The sequence below is a fragment of the Ornithinibacillus salinisoli genome, assembly GCF_042684965.1.
Classification (GTDB): domain Bacteria; phylum Bacillota; class Bacilli; order Bacillales; family Amphibacillaceae; genus Ornithinibacillus; species Ornithinibacillus salinisoli.
In genome coordinates, this window is the sequence record NZ_JBHUMI010000003.1 from 275,061 (window position 1) to 293,213 (window position 18,153).

Genomic DNA, 18,153 nt, shown 5'->3' on the forward strand with positions numbered 1-18,153 from the left:
GTTTTATTTTCGTGACTATTTAGTAAATGCATCTGTTAATGCTGTTACAATTTGTTTTTTACGCGAAACAACGCCTTTAAGTAGTGCTCTGTTTTTATCATCCAATGTTACATTAAATGCTGTCTCCACTTTTTCTTTTCCGGTACCGCGAGCAAGCACTTCTGAATCATTATTTAAAATATCTGTTACGACAAATAGGAATAAATCTAACCCTTTGTCACTAATATTTTTGTCGATCACCGCTTCAAGCTCTGCCTGTAATTCATATACTTTGCTGGCATCCACAGTATTTACTTGCGCAATTTCAACCTTTGCATCGCCCATTGCAAATTCTTTCGCATCCATGGAAATTAGTTCAGCTGGTGACCTATCACTTAAGTCCGCACCAGCCTGTAGCATTTCCAAGCCATACGTTTCCAAATCTACACCAGCGATTTTCGCTAACTCATATGCTGCATCTACATCTTCCTTTGTGCAAGTTGGTGATTTTAATAATAGAGAATCGGATACGATCGCGGAAACTAAAAGTCCTGCAATTTCTTTTGTCACTTCGACACCATTTTCTTTGTACATTTTATTTAAAATAGTTGCTGTACAACCAACAGGCTCAGCACGGAAGTATAGCGGTTCTTTTGTTTCGAAATTGGACACACGGTGATGGTCAATTACTTCGGCAATGCGCACATCCTTTATATTGTCTACACTTTGTTGAAATTCATTATGATCCACAAGGATAACGTCGTTTACGTCATCTGCTACTGTTTGGATTAATTGTGGCGCCTCCACTTTAAAATAATCCAATGCATATTGCGTTTCTTTATTTACAGCACCAAGCCTTGCAGGTTCAGCTTGGACGCCAAGTTTATTTTTTAAGTTTGCATAGGCTACTGCAGAGCAAATTGTATCTGTGTCAGGATTCTTATGTCCAAAAACTAATGTTTTACTCATGATCATTTCTCCTTTATATGTAGATAACTGTTTCTTTATTAATTATATCTAGTTACAAGATTAACATAATTAGGCATTAATTGAATAGCATTTTACACCTTATTCCGACAGCATATTATACCAATCCATTACTCTCTTTTTTGCTTCGCCATCGTTTACTTCTTTCACACCAAAACCAGCAATATCTACAACACGTATAAATTGTTCAGAACCTTTTTCTAGTATGACTATACAATAGCCATTCATTTCAGATGGAATAATTTCAACCACTTTTTCATCCGTATAATATTCCATGATTTTTTCTTCATCTACCCCGTCTAATTTCCTGAATGTTTGCTTCACCTTATCAGAAGATACGGGATTCGTATTGATTGCAAATTCATTGGAAGTTGGCTCTGGTGCCGGTGTTTTCCAGTTTATGGCGTGTAATAATTTTATCACCTCGGAAAAACCAATAAACAGCATGCCGGTCACAAATCCAGTAACGGTCCAAGTAAGAAAGGTTGCGAAATCAAAACCAGTTTGCATCTGTTCTACTCCATTTGCATCATATCCAGTGTATTCTTCAGCAGAAACTACTAATCCTAAAATAAGTCCCAATACAATTTGAACAATCCCAATAATAAATAATATATTTGCGATTTTATTCTCTTTCATTATACCCTCCCCCTTTCGATATAGTATTAATTCTCTATGTCCTACACTTTTTCCTTTAATTTTGTTTTCCTTTCCCATAGACTTTTTTATAGATACAATAGAGCAATAGGAAAACAAATAGAAAAGGACTTTTTATATGAAAAAAATAATTATTATTGGAGCAGGGATACTAGGTGCCACCACGGCATATAGACTTGCAAAAAGTGGCGCACAGGTTACGGTGATTGATCGGCAAGAGCCAGGACAAGCAACACATTCCGCAACTGGAATCATCTGTCCGTGGCTATCGCAACGTAGAAACAAAGCATGGTATCACCTAGCGAAAAATGGTGCAAAATTATATCCAAGACTAATGGAAGAACTTACAGATGACGGTGAAACAGAAACAGGCTATGCACGTGTCGGAGCGATTAGTATTCGAGATACGGAGAAAACATTGCTTAAAATGAAGAATCGTGCCATGGAACGTCGGAAGGACGCACCTGAAATTGGTGAGATTAGTCTCCTTGATCCGAACGAAACGAGAGCGTTATTCCCTTTATTAGCTGAAAATTTTGGTGCTGTGCATATAAGTGGAGCAGCTCGAGTAGATGGGACTCTCCTGAAGGATGCTTTATTAAGTGGCGCACAAAAATATGGAGCAAAGATCGTGTACGGTGACGCGCATTTAGTATATGATGACTCCAGAGTTACCGGTATTACAGTTGCTAGCGAAACAATACTTGCAGATACCGTGATTGCAACTGCTGGCGCCTGGATCAATACATTACTCCAGCCATTAGGCATTAACTTCCAAGGGACGGCACAGAGAGGACAGGTTATACATGTACAAGTTCCTCACATGGATACTTCCACATGGCCACTTGTCATGCCACCATCAGATCAAGCGATTGTGCCATTTGAAAATCATATCGTCATTGGAGCAACTCATGAAGACAATGTTGGCTTTGATCATCGTATAACCGCTGGTGGCGTTCATGAAATCATTGAGAAAGCCTTCACCTTTGCGCCTGGTTTAACCGATAGTACCTTTGTCCAAACTAAAGTCGGATTCCGTCCGTTCACACCAGGATTTTTACCAGTCATCGGTTCCATCCCAGGTATTGATGGACTGTTACTTGCAAATGGATTAGGTGCTTCTGGATTAACTACCGGACCATATATGGCAACCCAATTAGCTAAACTGGCATTAGAACAGGATATTGATATCGACTTAAATGATTATAGTGTCGCAGGTGCCATTCGTGGATGATCCTAACAAAAAAGAGGCTGTACCCGTGATGGTACAACCTCTTTTCCTTATCTTGCTTTTGTTTTCAGCAATTGATTTTCCATGGTTAACCGATCGATGATTTTTACAAAATATAAGTACGCATACTGAAATAATGGACTTTGAATAAATGTAAACACGAACGTAAAAATAAAGACAGGACCACCGAGCAACAATCCAACAACCAATACCGTACTTTCTGTAATAATTCGTACTCTTCTTATCGGTGCGCCGAGTTTATCTGAAATCGATAGCATAAATCCATCTCTTGGTCCAGAACCAACTCGTGCAGCATTATATATACCTCCAGCTAACCCCATCATGACGATACCAACCAAGATGATGACAATATCTGTCCACGAATGACTAGCCTTCGGTAAAAAATCTAGCCATAAAAATAGATCAACAAATGCCCCTACGATAAACGCATTTAAAAATGTACCTAGTTTAATATAAGATCGATCAAGAATCCATGTGACGGCGATTAAACAAATTCCGATTAATATATTCCAAGTACCGATTGATAACCCTATTTTTTCAAATAGACCGACACTCAGCACATCCCACGGATGGACTCCTAAATGCTGAACATTTATCGTAATTGAAATACCTAAGCTAAAAAAAATCAGGCCCACAACAAAAAAGGCCCAACGAATAACATACTTCATATTGCATCCTTCTCTCTTATTTCTATTATTCATCTTGGCTTATTTGATAGAAAGTTTCAAGAAAAAAATACGCCATAACTATCATACGAGTTAAGGCGTTACTAGATATATTTTAATTTATAATTGTTTCCACCCATATCCTTTACTTCATAGAGTGCCTGGTCAGCGGTTTTCAATAAATAATGTGCTGATTCTGTTTTGAAGTTCGAAATGGCTACTCCCACACTTGCACTAATCGATATTGATTGGTCGTGAATGTTCCATGGCTTTTCTAAAGCTTCCATAATACGACTCGCCACAACGGTAACATTTTGCATCACATCAATATTCGGAATGAAAATAGCGAATTCGTCGCCTCCTAATCTAGCAAACTTGTCCCCTTCTCGTATTACTCTACTTACTCTCGTAGCAAATTCTCGTAAAAACTCGTCCCCTACATCATGACCATACGTATCATTGATTGGCTTTAATTTATCTAAGTCAATCATGATCACGGCGAAACGATTATTAGATTTACGCTTATCTTGTAAGGCTTTTTCTAGGTTTTCTATAAAATACCTTCGATTTGGTAGACCAGTTAGTTCATCATGGTAAGCGAACGATTCTAGTTTCGATTCATAGTTTTTTCGTGTTGAAATATCTCTCGAAACTACTACCATTTGCTTGAACTTGTTATTTTCATCATATACTGGTGAACCATGTAGCTCCGACCAAATATATCCATCGGTATGGTGTTTCTGTCTAAACTGTTCCTTCCATGGTTCTCCTTTTTCCTTCGATAAATAAAATGTCTTTTTCAGATGTTCTATATCATCGGGATAAATATTATGGTAGAATTTTTTTCCAATAAATTCCTCCCCATTTATCCCTAACACTTCTTGATAAGAAGGAGATGCATAAATATATTCCCCTTCACTATTTAGCATTGTAATCAAATCTCTCGAATGTTCGGTTATAATTTCAAATATATTTTCACTTTGGTTAAATTTATCTTTAAATTTTATTTGTTCGGTAATATCTTTACAGATGACATAAACGCCGACAATTTCTTCCCGGACAACAATAGGAGAAAATTTTGCTATTATTTCTACACGGTTTCGATTTTTATGCTTGATCGAAAGTCGAAATTCTTCTGGCACACCGTTCAAAGCCTTATCATAATATTTTTTCGCTTTTTTTAGCTGCCTAGGTAAAATTAATCGTATATATGATGTACCTGTAAGTTCATGTATGGTAAAACCGGACATCTCTTCCAAAGCATGATTCCCAGTAATTAATAATCCATTATTATCTAATGTAATAACAGCATCTAAATTGTAGTCAAATAGAGACTGATACCTTTCTTTACCTTCGATCAGCATTTCCTTCGACTTCTCCGCTGCTCTTTCTGTTACTTTTCGTTCGGTAATGTCTTTTACGACAGCTACAATATGAGTGCATTTGTTATGTTCATCATAAATGGGACTCAATGTATTTTCACCATAGCGAATTTCACCATGTTTTGATGGATAATCATCTTCATAGATAATTTCATCTTTGGAATGAATGGCGGTCATGTATTGATCCAGTAAAAAAATTGCTTTATCTTCAGGTAAAATGTCATCTAGCGTCCTTCCAATAATGGAATCATCAAAGCCAGCAAGTTCTTTTACTTTTTGGTTAATGAACTTATAAACAAATTGTCCATTTGTAAATTCCATGACATAGACCATATCTTTAATACCATTCATTAAGACACTACTATAAAATTCTTTTGTATCCATTAATATCACGCTCATTGATAATTTTTTAACAATTCCAAACCCTTAAAAAGTTTATATAATGAGACCATAAAATATAATTGTTATAATTTATACTATAACATAATCAAAAAGATATAGGTATAAGTACCTGTGTATATTCTGACAATTTTTCAATGAGGTTAGATTTAAACTTTTTTATTTTAAAATGCCCTAACTTTTACGTCACATACATGGAAAAAACGTTGCTATTGTTGTTAATATATGACTCGAATATAAACTGTGCAACGTACACAATGTAACATTAAAAGGAGGGATTCATGCTGCAAAAAAACATTTATTTGATACTAATTATTTTACTACTTCATGTAGGATGCACAACAAATGAAGCACAGGAAGGTTCAATTTTTCAAGAAACGCCAAATTCACTAGAGAATATGAAATATACAGGCGATGATCATATAGATAATTCCGTTGAGGAGCAATCCGAAGATGGAAAACAGATAAAAGAAGAAAACAACCAAGCGGATCAAGATGCTAAAGAGCCGGAAACCGAAAAACCTGCTGAAAAACCGAAAAAAAGAGATGTGAAAGGTATTTACCTTAACAGGAATTCTATACGGGAAGAGAATATCAATAAGTATATTGATTTGGTAAAATCATCCGACCTAAACGCAGTCGTGATTGATATAAAAGATGACTACGGAAAGATTAGTTATGACTCCAAGTTAGACAGAGTGAATGAAATTGGATCTGATGATAATCCAACGGTCGATGACATGAAGAAATTTATTCAACGGTTGAAAGAAGAAGATATTTATACCATTGCTCGAATTGTAACCTTTAAGGATCCATTTTTAGCAGACAAAAAAAGCGAGTATGCATTAAAACGAAAAAATGGAAATGTTTGGTCAGATAATGCAGGTGTCAAATGGATTGACCCATTTAAAAAGGAAGTTTGGGAATATGTAACAGATATTTCCGAGGAGATCGCACAGCTGGGAATCGACGAAATCCAATATGATTATATTCGTTTCCCCGAAAACGCTAAGAAGGTGGATCAAGAAGTTGCCTTTGACAATCCAGACAATATCTCCAAAAGCGATGTCATTCAAAATTTCCTTTCTTATTCCAAAGAGAAATTAGCTAATTACCCTGTGTATGTTTCAGCAGACGTCTTTGGATTAGTCACCACAGTCGAAGATGATATGGGCATTGGACAAAAATGGGAGAAGATCTCCCCACTTATCGATTATATTTCACCAATGACATATCCTTCCCATTATGCTCCAAACACGTACGGTATAGGAAATCCTGATCGGCATCCATACGATGTCATGAAAAATGCCATGCAAGATGCCAAAGCCCGTAATCAAATGCTAAAAGAAGATGGCAAAGACACAGCGATAATCAGACCATGGATCCAAGATTTTGACTATAAAAGCAACTACACCGCAGAAGATGTCAAAAATCAAATCAAAGCACTAAAAGAAGAACAAATTAACCAATACCTCTTATGGAACGCATCCAACAAGTATACCGAAGCAGCACTTTAGGTTTTTAGGGGTCAGTCCCCTCGTCCCAGTTGGTGGCGATGCGAATTAGGCTCGCCGGGGCGGGTGGTCAGTGGGACGTGGGGTCAGTCCCCTGACTTATTGTCTTTTTTTGGGACGAGGTACCTGACCCCAATTTCGGTTTCAATAATTTCATTATTACTACTTTCAACAATGTAGGCTTTTGCATTTGGTCTGGAGCTAACAGAAGTGAATAATTTTTCATTTTGAAAGTGGAGTGCCACACCATCATCAACTGCATAACCACTTTTCATTTTTCCATTTAAGATTAACTTGTGATAGGATGGCTTCCTTTTGTTCTCCCCATCGTAATGAGGACAATTACTTCCGTTCAAGTACCCTAAACAATCCAGCTTATACAATGGAGCATTTAATGGATCGGTTAATCCTTCTTCAAACCAGCAAATGGAACCAGCACTTAGTCCAGTAAGTATAGTCCCTTGTTCATAAGCTTTTTTCAAAGCAAGATCTAATCCCCATTCTTTCCACAAAAGTAGCATATTTCTCGTATTACCACCACCAACATATATAATATCTTGATCAAGAACATAGCTTTTTATGTCAGTAAATTCTGGCTCAAATAATGATAAATGAGATGGTTGGCAAGGTAGCGTGTTAAACGCCTTATAAAACCTTTCAATATAATTCGTTTGGTCACCACTTGCAGTTGGGACAAAACAAACTTTAGGAGAGTCTTTTTTTACTTGACTTACAATATATTGATCAAGTAATAGGTTTTCTGGTTCCATCGAAAAACCACCACCACCCTCTCATTTCTCCATTCCTTCCACGTCATAAGGGGTCAGTCCCCCCGTCCCATCAATAGGAGTCAGGTCCATTGTCCATCTGGGACGGTGGACCTGACCCCATGTGTTTCTCTATTTTTTTATCTAGTTGCTTTATACGGGTTAACTCTTTTTGTCGATCAATATATCGATAATGGTGGGAATCTCCAGGTTGTTTGTCTTTTTCATCTGCTAGATGTACAACAAGCTGCAAAGGGCTTAGTTGGAACTCCCCTTCTGGAAGAGCAGAATCTGTATGAAACAAGACAGCATGTGAAATTTCTTTTGCTATTCGTTTATTTTCTCCCAATCGGACAAGTAGCTTATGTGCGCGTTCCGCTCCTTTTATCGGATGAATATCAAATTCACGATAGTCCTTGTAATCCCATTCACCGTCACTATACCATTCATAATGACCAATATCATGCAAAAAACCGGCTTTGGCGGCCGTATCCGGATTGACATTATATTCTTGCGCGAGGTGAAATGCATGATTAGCCACTGAAATAGCATGTGCCATACCTGAACGTCTGACATATTTCTGCGTAATTGGGTGTTCATAAATATCCAATAATGTAACTTTCCTCATCATGTTCCTCCTCATCGATTGATAGCTAAATTAACAAATAGAATATCATTTTTTCCATCATAAATCTAGGGGTCTGACCCCTCTTCCCAGTCTCAGCAATTGAAAAAGATCGGCTTAGCCGATCTTTTTCTATACTATCCTTTCCTATAGGAGACTATCCTACTAAGTCCTCTAATTTACTTTCTTCTTTTTTCTTCTTTTTAAATACACGTTGAAACCCATTTCCGATACTATGAAAAATTCGATAGACTGCTGGAATTAGGGCTAATGTGATTAAGGTTGCAAATAGTAAACCAGAGATAATCGCTGTTGCCATCGGTCCTTGATAATTTCCGGCTGTACCAGACGCTAGTGCAAGTGGTAACATACCACCGGTTGTCGTAAACGTCGTCATAAATATTGGGCGAATACGATTTTTTCCTGCCTCAGAAATGGATTCAATGAATGGATACCCCTTCCGACGCAACTGATTAGTCCGGTCAATTAATAGAATGGCGTTATTTAACACAATACCAATCAACATAATCACACCCATACCAGACATGACACTTAACTCTAATTGCGTAATAAATAATCCAAGGATGACTCCTACAATTGTCATCGGAATGACAGACATGACAATCAATGGATGGGCAACATGATTAAATTGCACGGCCATTACGAGGTAAACTAAGAAAATCGAAATGGCTAAAATTAAGATCATATCTTGCATTAATTCCTGTTGTGCTTCCAAGTCGCCAGCAACGTCAATCACATATCCATTTGGCGTTTCAAATTCATCCAACAAATTTTGTACTTCGCGATTAACTGTCCCTAAATCTGTCCCACTCGTATCTGCAGAAATGGTAATATAGCGTTCTCCATTATGATGAGAAATTTCATTAGGAATATCCACATTTTCAAGCTCCATAAATGTAGATAACGGTTCTTCTTCTCCAGATGCTGTCGGAACCTCTAAGTCTAGCAATGCATCTTCTGATGTTGTTTGATCCTCCCATTTTAACGTTAACGGAATATTATCTTCGTTAACCATCACCTCACCAACTTGCATATCTAAAAATGCTTGTTGGACAAAATGCTTGATTTGATTTTCTGTTAATCCAGCATCCTCTATCGCATCTTCGTTCAATTGAATAACTTTTTCAACTGATGTTCTTTCGACGGAATGTGTCACTGCTTCGATACCATCAATTTTTTCTAACTCTCCACCAAATTCCTCCGCAAGCGTTTGTAGTTGGTCAAAATCCTCTCCACTGATTTGTACTTGCACGGAGGAACCAGCACTGACAGACATCATACTTTGGACACTATCAATTGGAGTATCTTCGGCTAAATCACGTAATGATCGTAAAATCTCATCATTTACTTCATCTTGTTCCCTTGTAATATCATCACCCTTGGTCATATTGATTAATACGTAATATGAGCCGCTCTCATCAATGAGATGATTGGACTCCACATCCTCAATCTCCATTAAAGTATCATTAATAGATTGAGCAAGTTCTTCCCTTTCCTCCACTGATAAACCTGGCTCAACATCAACAAAGAGCTCGGAATATCGGTTTAACATATCAGGCATAATATTCATCGGAATTTTTGGAATGAGGAATAACGAACCGACAAATAAGATGAAGAAAAGGAACAAAACAGCAAAACTATTTCGCTTTTTCTTCACAATCCATGCTGCGATATTCCCATAGCCGTTAACAATCTTGGAATCTTTTTTCTTTTGCTTTTTACGTAGCTTTAGGAACTTTTCTGCCAAGGTCGGAATTAATGTAAAGGACACAATAACCGAGCTAATTAATGTTGTGGCAACAACGACAGATAACAAGATCATAAATTGGCCAACTTCTCCACCCATAATTCCCATCGGTAAAAATACAACAATCGTTGTCAGCATGGAGGCAATAACAGCAGTTGCAACTTCTTTGGTACCTTCGATAACTGCTTTGGCCGCTTCCAGTCCTTCTTCTTTCTTACGGTAGATCGACTCTAAAATAACAATGGCTGAATCAACCATCATACCAATCCCTAACCCTAAACCAATTAGAGTTAAGATATTAAAACTATAATCGAGGATCCACATCGTAATAAAAGTGAGTAAAATCGAAGTTGGTATCGAAATACTAATAATTGTTGTAGCTCGAATATTCCGTAGAAATAGCAATAAAATTACAATCGCTAAAATCCCACCAATGACAATATTCTTAGAAACCCCATCAATCGAATCTTCAATATAGTCCGCTTGCGCCACCATCTCATTTAATTCAAATTCACTTACTAAACCTTCGTCGCGAATATCAGCAATTTCCGCACGGACTGCCTCTGCCAATTCAATCTGTGTTGTATTTGCAGAACGACCAACCTGAATAAAGATAAAATCCTTTGTTCCATTTTTCCATACGTAAGTGGAAGACGCTAATGGCTGCATAGAAACACTAGCAACCTCTTCTAAATCAATGAATCCTGTTGGAGTCAGTATTTGAATTTGTTCTACTTCTTCCACAGAATTTAATTGGCTTTGCCATCTTAAGGATGGTTCTGCTTCTTCTTCAGTTAATTGTCCAAGCGTGGCTTCCGTATTTGTATCTTGAATAACCGCAATGACTTGGGAAACATCAATAGCATTTTCCATCATTGCATCCCGATCAAATTCAATCGCCACTTCATAAGCTTGATTCCCCATTAATGCAACATCATTAACCTCATTCAGATTCTCTAATCGCGGTTCCAGAATATCCTCCGCAAAATCAGTCATTTCATCCATATCACCATCGGATAGATCCAAATAAAATTCATAATCTTGTGTTGTACCGATTTGATCGGTCAACACTTCTGTGATACCAGATACATCGGCTGTCGCGGATTGTACTACAGATGAAATTTCTCCTGCCACTTCATCCCCTCGACCCGATTCAACCATTATGTAAATGGAGCTCTGTCCAATTACTGTCGTGGAGTTGACTTCCTCTACTCCGTCAATCCCCTGGATACCTTGTTCCACCGGGTTGGTTATCTTCCGTTCAACTTCCGCTGCCGACATATCACCAGCGCTAATAAGAGCATAAGCTTGATCAAACTCAACCTCTGGCAATAGTACCTGGTCAAGCTTTGTTAAGGAATATCCTCCTAAAATAATAATCAAAACCGTCACTAAGCTAACTAAAATCTTTCGTTTCAAAATGAAATTCAGCAATAAAATTCCCCCTGTTCTATATAACAATTAGTGTTTCTGTTACCCTTGGTATAAACCAACTCTTCCTACTTACGAAGTATATGGAAGAAAGATTCAATTTTCTATATTTTTTATGTAAAAAATTGTTAAGATTTTTTGGGACGGGAGTGGGACGGAGGGTCAGACCCTCCGTCCCACTCATCCCATAAAAAAATGCACTTTTTATAAAGTGCATCAAAGTGACCGTATTACCATTTATGAATATATTCTCCTTGATATTCTTTAAGTTGATTTACTAACTCGTTCGGATCATTTTCACAAACAATTAAATCTTTATACGCAGGTTTCACGAACCCTTGCTCAATCATGTGATCAAATAGTGACAATAATGGCGAATAATATTTATTGATATTTAATAATGCACAAGGTTTATTATGATAACCTAACTGTGCCCACGTAAAGACCTCAAACCATTCCTCGAGTGTTCCAGAACCACCAGGCAAAGCAATAAACCCATCTGCATATTCCGCCATGAGAGCCTTGCGTTCATGCATTGTTTTGGTAACGTGAAGTTCAGTTAATTGATGGTGTGCTAGTTCTACATTTTGTAATTTCTCTGGTATAACACCGATAACTTTACCACCTGCCTCCATCACAGCATCAGCTACCGCCCCCATGCAACCAACTGTCGCTCCTCCATAAACAAGGTCCAAGCCATTTTCCACCAATACCTCTCCAAGACGTTTCGCTTCCTTCATATAAATTGGATCCACCCCTGTACTAGATCCACAATAAACTGCAATTGTTTTCATGCCATTTCCCCTTCATCCTATGAGTGAACCAGTGGACCTGTCCCTCCGTCCCACTCCGTCGCATTAATAGAGTGAAACGGGGGGTCTGTCCCCTCGTCCCTATACTGCTTGTTTTATTTGTTTGATATAGAAGAACTGTACGATAATGTAGTAAACAATTTGTATGACTGCAAATACGCTTAGAACCATGATGGACTCTTTAGATAAATCGTAGTTAAACATATTTGCTAGTGCGGTTAAAGCTACTGCTCCATGTGTTAAGGCAACGATTAGTGGTGTAAAAAACAGAATTGCCGTTTGTCTAGACAATACCTTTCGTAATTCTTTCCCCGTTAACCCCATCTTTGAAATGGAACGGAATTTAAATTTATCCGTGTCTAAATCGGTGTATAAGCGGAAGTATAAAAAGCTACCAGCTGATACGAAAAAGACAATGCCAATAAAGAGTCCCACAAATAAAATTGGAGCGTATATTTTACTAATTTCATATTCATTCAAATCTACAGAAGTAAATTCATAAGAAGATACTTCGTCACTAATTGTCTTGGCTACATCTAGTACATGTTCCTTACCTTCCGTTACCTGCCAAGCAGCGTAATAAAATTCTAGTTCCGGTTCGCCTAGCTTTCCATAATCTCCATCCGACACAACATAATAATTATTGCTAGCAGGAAGTGCTTTGGATTCGATAACCTGAGCATTATTTAACGTCTCCCCTGAATCTAATGTGATAGTATGTCCACCATCATCTCTTCCTGGATACATTAAGCCTTGATCACTCAAATGAACCGCTATTACGTTTCCTTCCCCTACTTCAACTTGATCTTCATCTATTAATTGTGCAAAACGATTGTAATCTGATTCCTTGGCTATCAAAATATTTTTTTCATCGATAGAAAAATAGCGAAGCAAAAGTTCTTCTTGATCTGCTTGAATATTCTCCTCTTGCATCGTGGTAGTTATAAAATCAATTTCTTCTGATCTCGTTGAATCCTCCGCCATATAGGAAAAAGTATTGGGATGTGCCAACTTCATTCCATCCGTAAGATAAGTTTGAAATCCAAATAGAGTACCAATCGCACTAAACGCAACAGTAGAAATCATTGCAACCATAAAGAATGTTCGAGCATTATCCTTCATCCGAAAAGATAGATCGGAAAATAAAAGCATATTTGTTTTTTTCCAATACACCGATTCTCTCTTCTTTAATTGACGAATCACAAAAACACTCAACTGAGTAAACAATAAATACGTACCAATACTTACTACTAGAATAACTGGAATCATAGCGGCTAACACTGCTATTCCTTCTACATATAAAGCAACGGCATAACCGCCCCCAAGTAAAAGGATTGCTAGTATAGTTAAAAATATATTAGCTCTTGGCTCTCCTTTTGATTTTTTATCACCTTTAATCAATTCAACCAATTTTTTGCTTCGTAATATATAGGAAACAAAAAGGGAAATAAAAAAGAACAGGACAATGAACGATACAAACGTGATCATGACCGCTTGTATTGGAATATAAAAGTTAAGCGCATTTTCTAGAATGAGTACATTCTCTGCGACCATTAATATTCCCTTGGCAAAAACAAGTCCAAGAACAATTCCAGCAACTGTAGCAAAGAATCCAATTAACATGTTTTCCAGAAAAACCATTAACCGAATTTGTTTAATTGTCATTCCTTGTATCATCAGAATACCAAATTCTTTCTTTCGTGACTGAAGAAAGGAACTCATCGAATACAAAATAAAGAAAAAGGAGAAAAAGTAAATAATTCCCCCGGAAATGCTCATTCCTTGTGTGACATGGGAATTCATATCATCCCCACTCAATTCCGGATGAAAGGCAAAAATAGCAAACGTAAAAAATACCATTACAGTAAACATGCTACTTAGAAAATAGGCTGCATATAATCGTTTATTGCGGGAAACATTCTTAAACGCGAACTGACGAAAAGTCATTGTCGTCTCCCCCCAATAAAGACAGTGTATCAATTATCTTTTGGAAAAAAGCTTGACGACTGTCCCCTCGATGAATTTCGGAATAAAACTTACCGTCACGGATAAAAACAACCCGATTACAATAACTAGCCGCTTGCGGATCATGAGTAACAAGCATCATGGTTGTGCCGTCTTTTTGATTGATCGTTTCCAGCATTCCCATAACATCCTTCGACGACTTAGAATCTAAGTTCCCCGTCGGTTCATCAGCAAGCAATAACTTCGGTGAATGAATCATCGCGCGTGCAACTGCAGCTCGTTGTGCTTGTCCACCTGATATCTCGTACGTACGCTTATTCATAATTTCTGTAATACCTAGTTTTGTAGCAATTTGTTTAGCTTTCTGCTTCATCTCTTTAACCTTTGTACCATCTAATGTTAGTGGAAGAACAATGTTTTCCTCCACGGTTAATGTATGAAGTAAATTAAAGTCTTGAAAAACAAACCCCAACTCATTACGACGAAATTTTGCTAGTTTGTCTTTTTTTAAACGATGTGGATTATCACCATTTATTAAAATTTCTCCAGTTGTCGGTTCGTCAATCGTAGCAATTAAGTTTAATAAAGTCGTTTTTCCACTTCCCGACGGACCCATAATACCTACAAATTCTCCGTTATCAATGTTTAAATCGATATCGGTTAAGGCTCGATACGCCAATTTTCCTTCATATATCTTGCTGACCTTCTTTACATTTAACATCACAAGATCTCCTTTACATACACATTTTTGATCTGTGATTAGTATAGCGCTGTTTCTGGTGATATAACTATCGATTATTCTTTCAGTTACCTTACAAGCTTGTAAGGTTTTGGGTAGATGAGAAAATAATTCGAAATGTAGTCCCTTTTCCAACTTCCGAGTCCATCTCAATCCGATGTCCCAGATGTTCGCTCACTTCTTTTGTTAAGTAAAGTCCCATTCCTGTCGATTCTCTAAATTGCCGTCCGTTTTCCCCTGTGTAAAAAGGATCAAAAACACGTCTTTGATCCGATTTCGGTATTCCAATTCCAAAATCTGTTACTTCTAATATGGCTTCGGTGTTTTTTTCATATACAGATATGTTGATATACTTACTTTTGCCAAATGAATATTTCACTGCATTGCTAATTAACTGTTCCAAAATAAAAAATAACCATTTTTCATCTGTTTCCACCGTAATAGCATTATTTTCTATCTCTAGCTTAGGGTATACTTGATTTCGAATATAAAATCTCTTTTTATCGCCGTTTACTTCATGGATAATTTGTTGCAAAACAACAGGTTTAATATGTAAATCTTTCTCAATGGATCTTAGACGCGCCATATAAAGAACTGTATTCAGCCCTGTCTTGATTCGATCTGTCTCTTCTCGAATACTTGAGGAATCTGGTTCATCTAAGCCTTGAGCAGAAAGTTCAATAACAGATAAAGGGGTTTTCATTTGGTGTACCCATTGATCCATAAATTGTAAATGCTCTGCTTGATGCTTCTGTATTGTTTTGATTTGTGTTTGATATAGCTTATATTGATCTTTCATTAGCTGATCTAACCTCACTGATATTGGAGCTAACTCAGTTTTTTGCAATGACTCGTCCAATGTTTGTATTGGTTCACTTAGCCGATTATAAAACTTGCGCCGACTTACATAATGATAAAAAAGATAACAAGCTAAAACAAAGAATCCTAGAAAAGCAGCATAAAGTGTTACTCGAATTGAACGATACCCATCAAGCCAAAAAATAGATAATATAATAAAAAATTGTAAGGCTTGTACGACAATCAATAGAGCATGCTCTTTAAAAAATAGCTTCATTAGGCATCCGCCTTTTCCCAGGAAATATGCAACCGATATCCAGCACCCCTCACCGTTTCAATAGCACCTTGAATGCCGAGATCTTGAAACTTTTTGCGAACCCTAGTAACGTTTACATTCAATGTATTCTCATCTACATATGCCTGTTCATCCCACAGTTTTTCTAATAGATCTTCACGACCAGCAACGCGAGGGTAGCGTTCCATCAAAAGTTCAATGATATCTGCTTCCTTTTTTGAAAGAGTGGTATTCTTCGTATCGTATACCAATTCAAGACGCTCCGGGAAAAACTTCAGTCCCTCTTTCTCTATGACACGCTCCTCCATCTTGGTAGCATATTCGCCATAAGCACGACGAAGTTGACTTCTTATTTTTGCCATAACTACCTCAATTTGAAACGGCTTCGTAATAAAATCATCACCGCCATTTTCCAATGCCATGACCTGATCCATTCCACCAACTCGAGCAGAAATAAAAATAACCGGACAAATCGATTCCTGACGTATCTGGCGGCACCAATAGTATCCATCAAAACTAGGAAGATTTATATCAAGGAGAACGAGAGCTGGCATGTGTTTGCGAAACGCCTCCATGACCTGTTGAAAGTCATGAACCAAAACCACATCATACCCATATTTCCCTATATAGGACTGTAAATGCTCCGCAATCTTCGGATCATCCTCCACAATCATGATTTTCTGCACACACACCACACCCTTTTTAACCCTATTATGTCACAGAAAAAATTAAGGTCAAGCAAGGGGCGGAGGGCGGAGGGGTCAGACCCCTCCTCGTCCCACTTCCTAGGCTACTTATTTTCAACTCTACTAATACCTAATGCCGTGTTTTCCCATAAAATTTGCTCTACAGTTCCCCATTGATGATCTTCACAATGTATAATCAATACAATTTCAGATATAATATTGTTACTTTTCGATTTGTCTCGCTTTATGATTAACATTTTTATGAGAAATCCTATAAGTAAACCTGCGACAGCCCCAATAATCCCCCAAATAATTGGGCCCCATGTTAACACATATCCATAAATAGCGCCAAGAAGCATGCCACAAGTTCCAATTATAGCGGCGGCATCGAACATACTAATACCATCTGCTCTATGAATTGTGTCGAACAAACGCCTTGGTTCTGTTCTTTTATCAAGTGGTGCTGCTAATATATTTTCTTTTTTTATGCCTTTTTGCTCAAGCGCGCCAATAGCTAATTCAATGAAAATAGAATTTTCAAAAGTGGCAATAACGTACATGGCTACCATCCTCATTATTATATTGGTAATTTAAAGTTCTTATTTTGATAGTTTTGACGCAAATATTTAGACATCTCTTTTTCAAAAAGCTTATTAAGTTCAACTGCCGAACTATAGGCATTATATAATATAAATAAATAGATAGAAGGAATATAGAGCGTCCATTGCATGTCTAAAGCTTGTATAGCCTTATCAAAATTACCAGTCATGGTATGATGGATCGCTTCTGGTATATGCCCCAAATATAAAATCACTACCGTATAGCCGAACATAAAAAAGCCTGTAATAACCTTATGAAGATACAAATGACCTAGCCCAGGAATAACGACTGACCACATAAGAGCAACCCAAGGCTTTCGTTTATCTAAAAAGTTCATATCCCATGTTCCCATTTTCATATTCAATATTTGGGCATCTTCTCGATCAGCTAATACATACTGTTTGTTTAAATCGATGGTTGTTCGGTAGCTATCCCATATGCTAAACATATAGATACCAACGTATAAAATTAACCATCTTTCTTCCAAAATATGTTTAGCTTTTTCAAAATCACCTAATAATGTATATAAAATACCTTCATTAATATTTGCCATTTGATTAATAAATGTTTCCCACAAAATTAGAATAAAGGCCGCAGCATAACGATGTAGTATCATATGTCCGAATCCGGGATATGAAAAAGAAAAAAAAGCAACAACCCATGGGCTTTTCAAATGAAGTTGCCCAGTTGTAAATTGAGATAGATAAGCCCTCTGTCTACGAAAGAACGGTATTTGATTCATTTCATACACCTATTTCCCATTCAATAATCCTTCCATTATTATTCTCGAAAATTGTATAAGATATCCAAGAAGGATTTAGAGGAGAACCAG

The 18,153-nt window shown here is 37.3% G+C and carries 15 protein-coding genes and 1 pseudogene; 2 read left to right on the forward strand and 14 right to left on the reverse strand.

The window, feature by feature from the left end; translation table 11 throughout:
• Positions 1-15: 15 nt before the first annotated feature.
• Together ACFSTA_RS01575 and ACFSTA_RS01580 are read right to left on the reverse strand one after the other, a co-directional pair.
• Positions 16-948, reverse strand: a complete 933-nt coding sequence (locus ACFSTA_RS01575) for a manganese-dependent inorganic pyrophosphatase (protein ID WP_377554757.1) — start codon at positions 946-948, stop codon at positions 16-18.
• A 99-nt stretch (positions 949-1,047) separates the two neighbouring features.
• Positions 1,048-1,605, reverse strand: coding sequence for a hypothetical protein (locus ACFSTA_RS01580; protein ID WP_377554759.1), 558 nt, complete (start codon positions 1,603-1,605; stop codon positions 1,048-1,050).
• A gap of 136 nt (positions 1,606-1,741) precedes the next feature.
• Between ACFSTA_RS01580 and ACFSTA_RS01585 the strand changes: the two genes are divergently transcribed.
• Positions 1,742-2,857, forward strand: a complete 1,116-nt coding sequence (locus ACFSTA_RS01585) for an NAD(P)/FAD-dependent oxidoreductase (protein ID WP_377554761.1) — start codon at positions 1,742-1,744, stop codon at positions 2,855-2,857.
• 47 nt (positions 2,858-2,904) lie between these two features.
• On the opposite strand, the gene ACFSTA_RS01590 is transcribed toward ACFSTA_RS01585, so the two are convergent.
• Both ACFSTA_RS01590 and ACFSTA_RS01595 read right to left on the reverse strand, forming a co-directional pair.
• The gene (locus ACFSTA_RS01590) at positions 2,905-3,543 is read right to left on the reverse strand and encodes a YczE/YyaS/YitT family protein (protein ID WP_377554763.1); all 639 of its coding nucleotides are present in this window, start codon (positions 3,541-3,543) and stop codon (positions 2,905-2,907) included.
• A gap of 101 nt (positions 3,544-3,644) precedes the next feature.
• A complete protein-coding gene (locus tag ACFSTA_RS01595; protein WP_377554765.1) occupies positions 3,645-5,306 on the reverse strand; it encodes a diguanylate cyclase domain-containing protein in 1,662 nt (553 codons plus the stop codon).
• Between the two features lie 296 nt (positions 5,307-5,602).
• On the opposite strand from ACFSTA_RS01595, the gene ACFSTA_RS01600 reads away from it, so the two are divergent.
• Complete coding sequence (locus ACFSTA_RS01600) at positions 5,603-6,838, forward strand: putative glycoside hydrolase (RefSeq protein WP_377554767.1); 1,236 nt, start codon at positions 5,603-5,605, stop codon at positions 6,836-6,838.
• A gap of 83 nt (positions 6,839-6,921) precedes the next feature.
• On the opposite strand, the pseudogene ACFSTA_RS01605 reads toward ACFSTA_RS01600, so the two are convergent.
• The 10 genes and pseudogenes from ACFSTA_RS01605 to ACFSTA_RS01650 all read right to left on the reverse strand — a co-directional run.
• Positions 6,922-7,623, reverse strand: a pseudogene (locus ACFSTA_RS01605) (Type 1 glutamine amidotransferase-like domain-containing protein); the annotation flags it as partial.
• 52 nt (positions 7,624-7,675) lie between these two features.
• Entirely contained in the window at positions 7,676-8,230 is a 555-nt protein-coding gene (locus tag ACFSTA_RS01610; RefSeq protein WP_377554769.1) for an HD domain-containing protein, read from the reverse strand.
• 154 nt (positions 8,231-8,384) lie between these two features.
• Positions 8,385-11,429 (reverse strand): efflux RND transporter permease subunit, encoded by a 3,045-nt coding sequence (locus ACFSTA_RS01615; RefSeq protein ID WP_377554771.1) that lies wholly within the window; start codon positions 11,427-11,429, stop codon positions 8,385-8,387.
• 227 nt (positions 11,430-11,656) lie between these two features.
• The gene (locus tag ACFSTA_RS01620) at positions 11,657-12,220 is read right to left on the reverse strand and encodes an LOG family protein (protein WP_377554773.1); all 564 of its coding nucleotides are present in this window, start codon (positions 12,218-12,220) and stop codon (positions 11,657-11,659) included.
• A 99-nt stretch (positions 12,221-12,319) separates the two neighbouring features.
• Positions 12,320-14,185: an ABC transporter permease gene (locus ACFSTA_RS01625; RefSeq protein ID WP_377554774.1), complete on the reverse strand. Its 1,866-nt coding sequence runs from the start codon at positions 14,183-14,185 to the stop codon at positions 12,320-12,322.
• Entirely contained in the window at positions 14,160-14,924 is a 765-nt protein-coding gene (locus ACFSTA_RS01630; RefSeq protein ID WP_377554776.1) for an ABC transporter ATP-binding protein, read from the reverse strand. The genes ACFSTA_RS01625 and ACFSTA_RS01630 overlap by 26 nt, the downstream gene beginning before the upstream one ends.
• Positions 14,925-15,015: 91 nt before the next feature.
• A complete protein-coding gene (locus ACFSTA_RS01635) occupies positions 15,016-16,017 on the reverse strand; it encodes a sensor histidine kinase (protein ID WP_377554778.1) in 1,002 nt (333 codons plus the stop codon).
• Positions 16,017-16,721 carry a response regulator transcription factor gene (locus tag ACFSTA_RS01640; protein ID WP_377554780.1) on the reverse strand — a complete coding sequence of 235 codons (705 nt, stop codon included), beginning with the start codon at positions 16,719-16,721 and terminating at the stop codon, positions 16,017-16,019. Before ACFSTA_RS01640 ends, ACFSTA_RS01635 begins: the two co-directional genes overlap by 1 nt.
• A 104-nt stretch (positions 16,722-16,825) precedes the next feature.
• Positions 16,826-17,281 (reverse strand): hypothetical protein, encoded by a 456-nt coding sequence (locus ACFSTA_RS01645; RefSeq protein WP_377554782.1) that lies wholly within the window; start codon positions 17,279-17,281, stop codon positions 16,826-16,828.
• A gap of 17 nt (positions 17,282-17,298) precedes the next feature.
• Positions 17,299-18,063 carry a hypothetical protein gene (locus ACFSTA_RS01650; protein ID WP_377554784.1) on the reverse strand — a complete coding sequence of 255 codons (765 nt, stop codon included), beginning with the start codon at positions 18,061-18,063 and terminating at the stop codon, positions 17,299-17,301.
• Between the last annotated feature and the right edge of the window lie 90 nt (positions 18,064-18,153).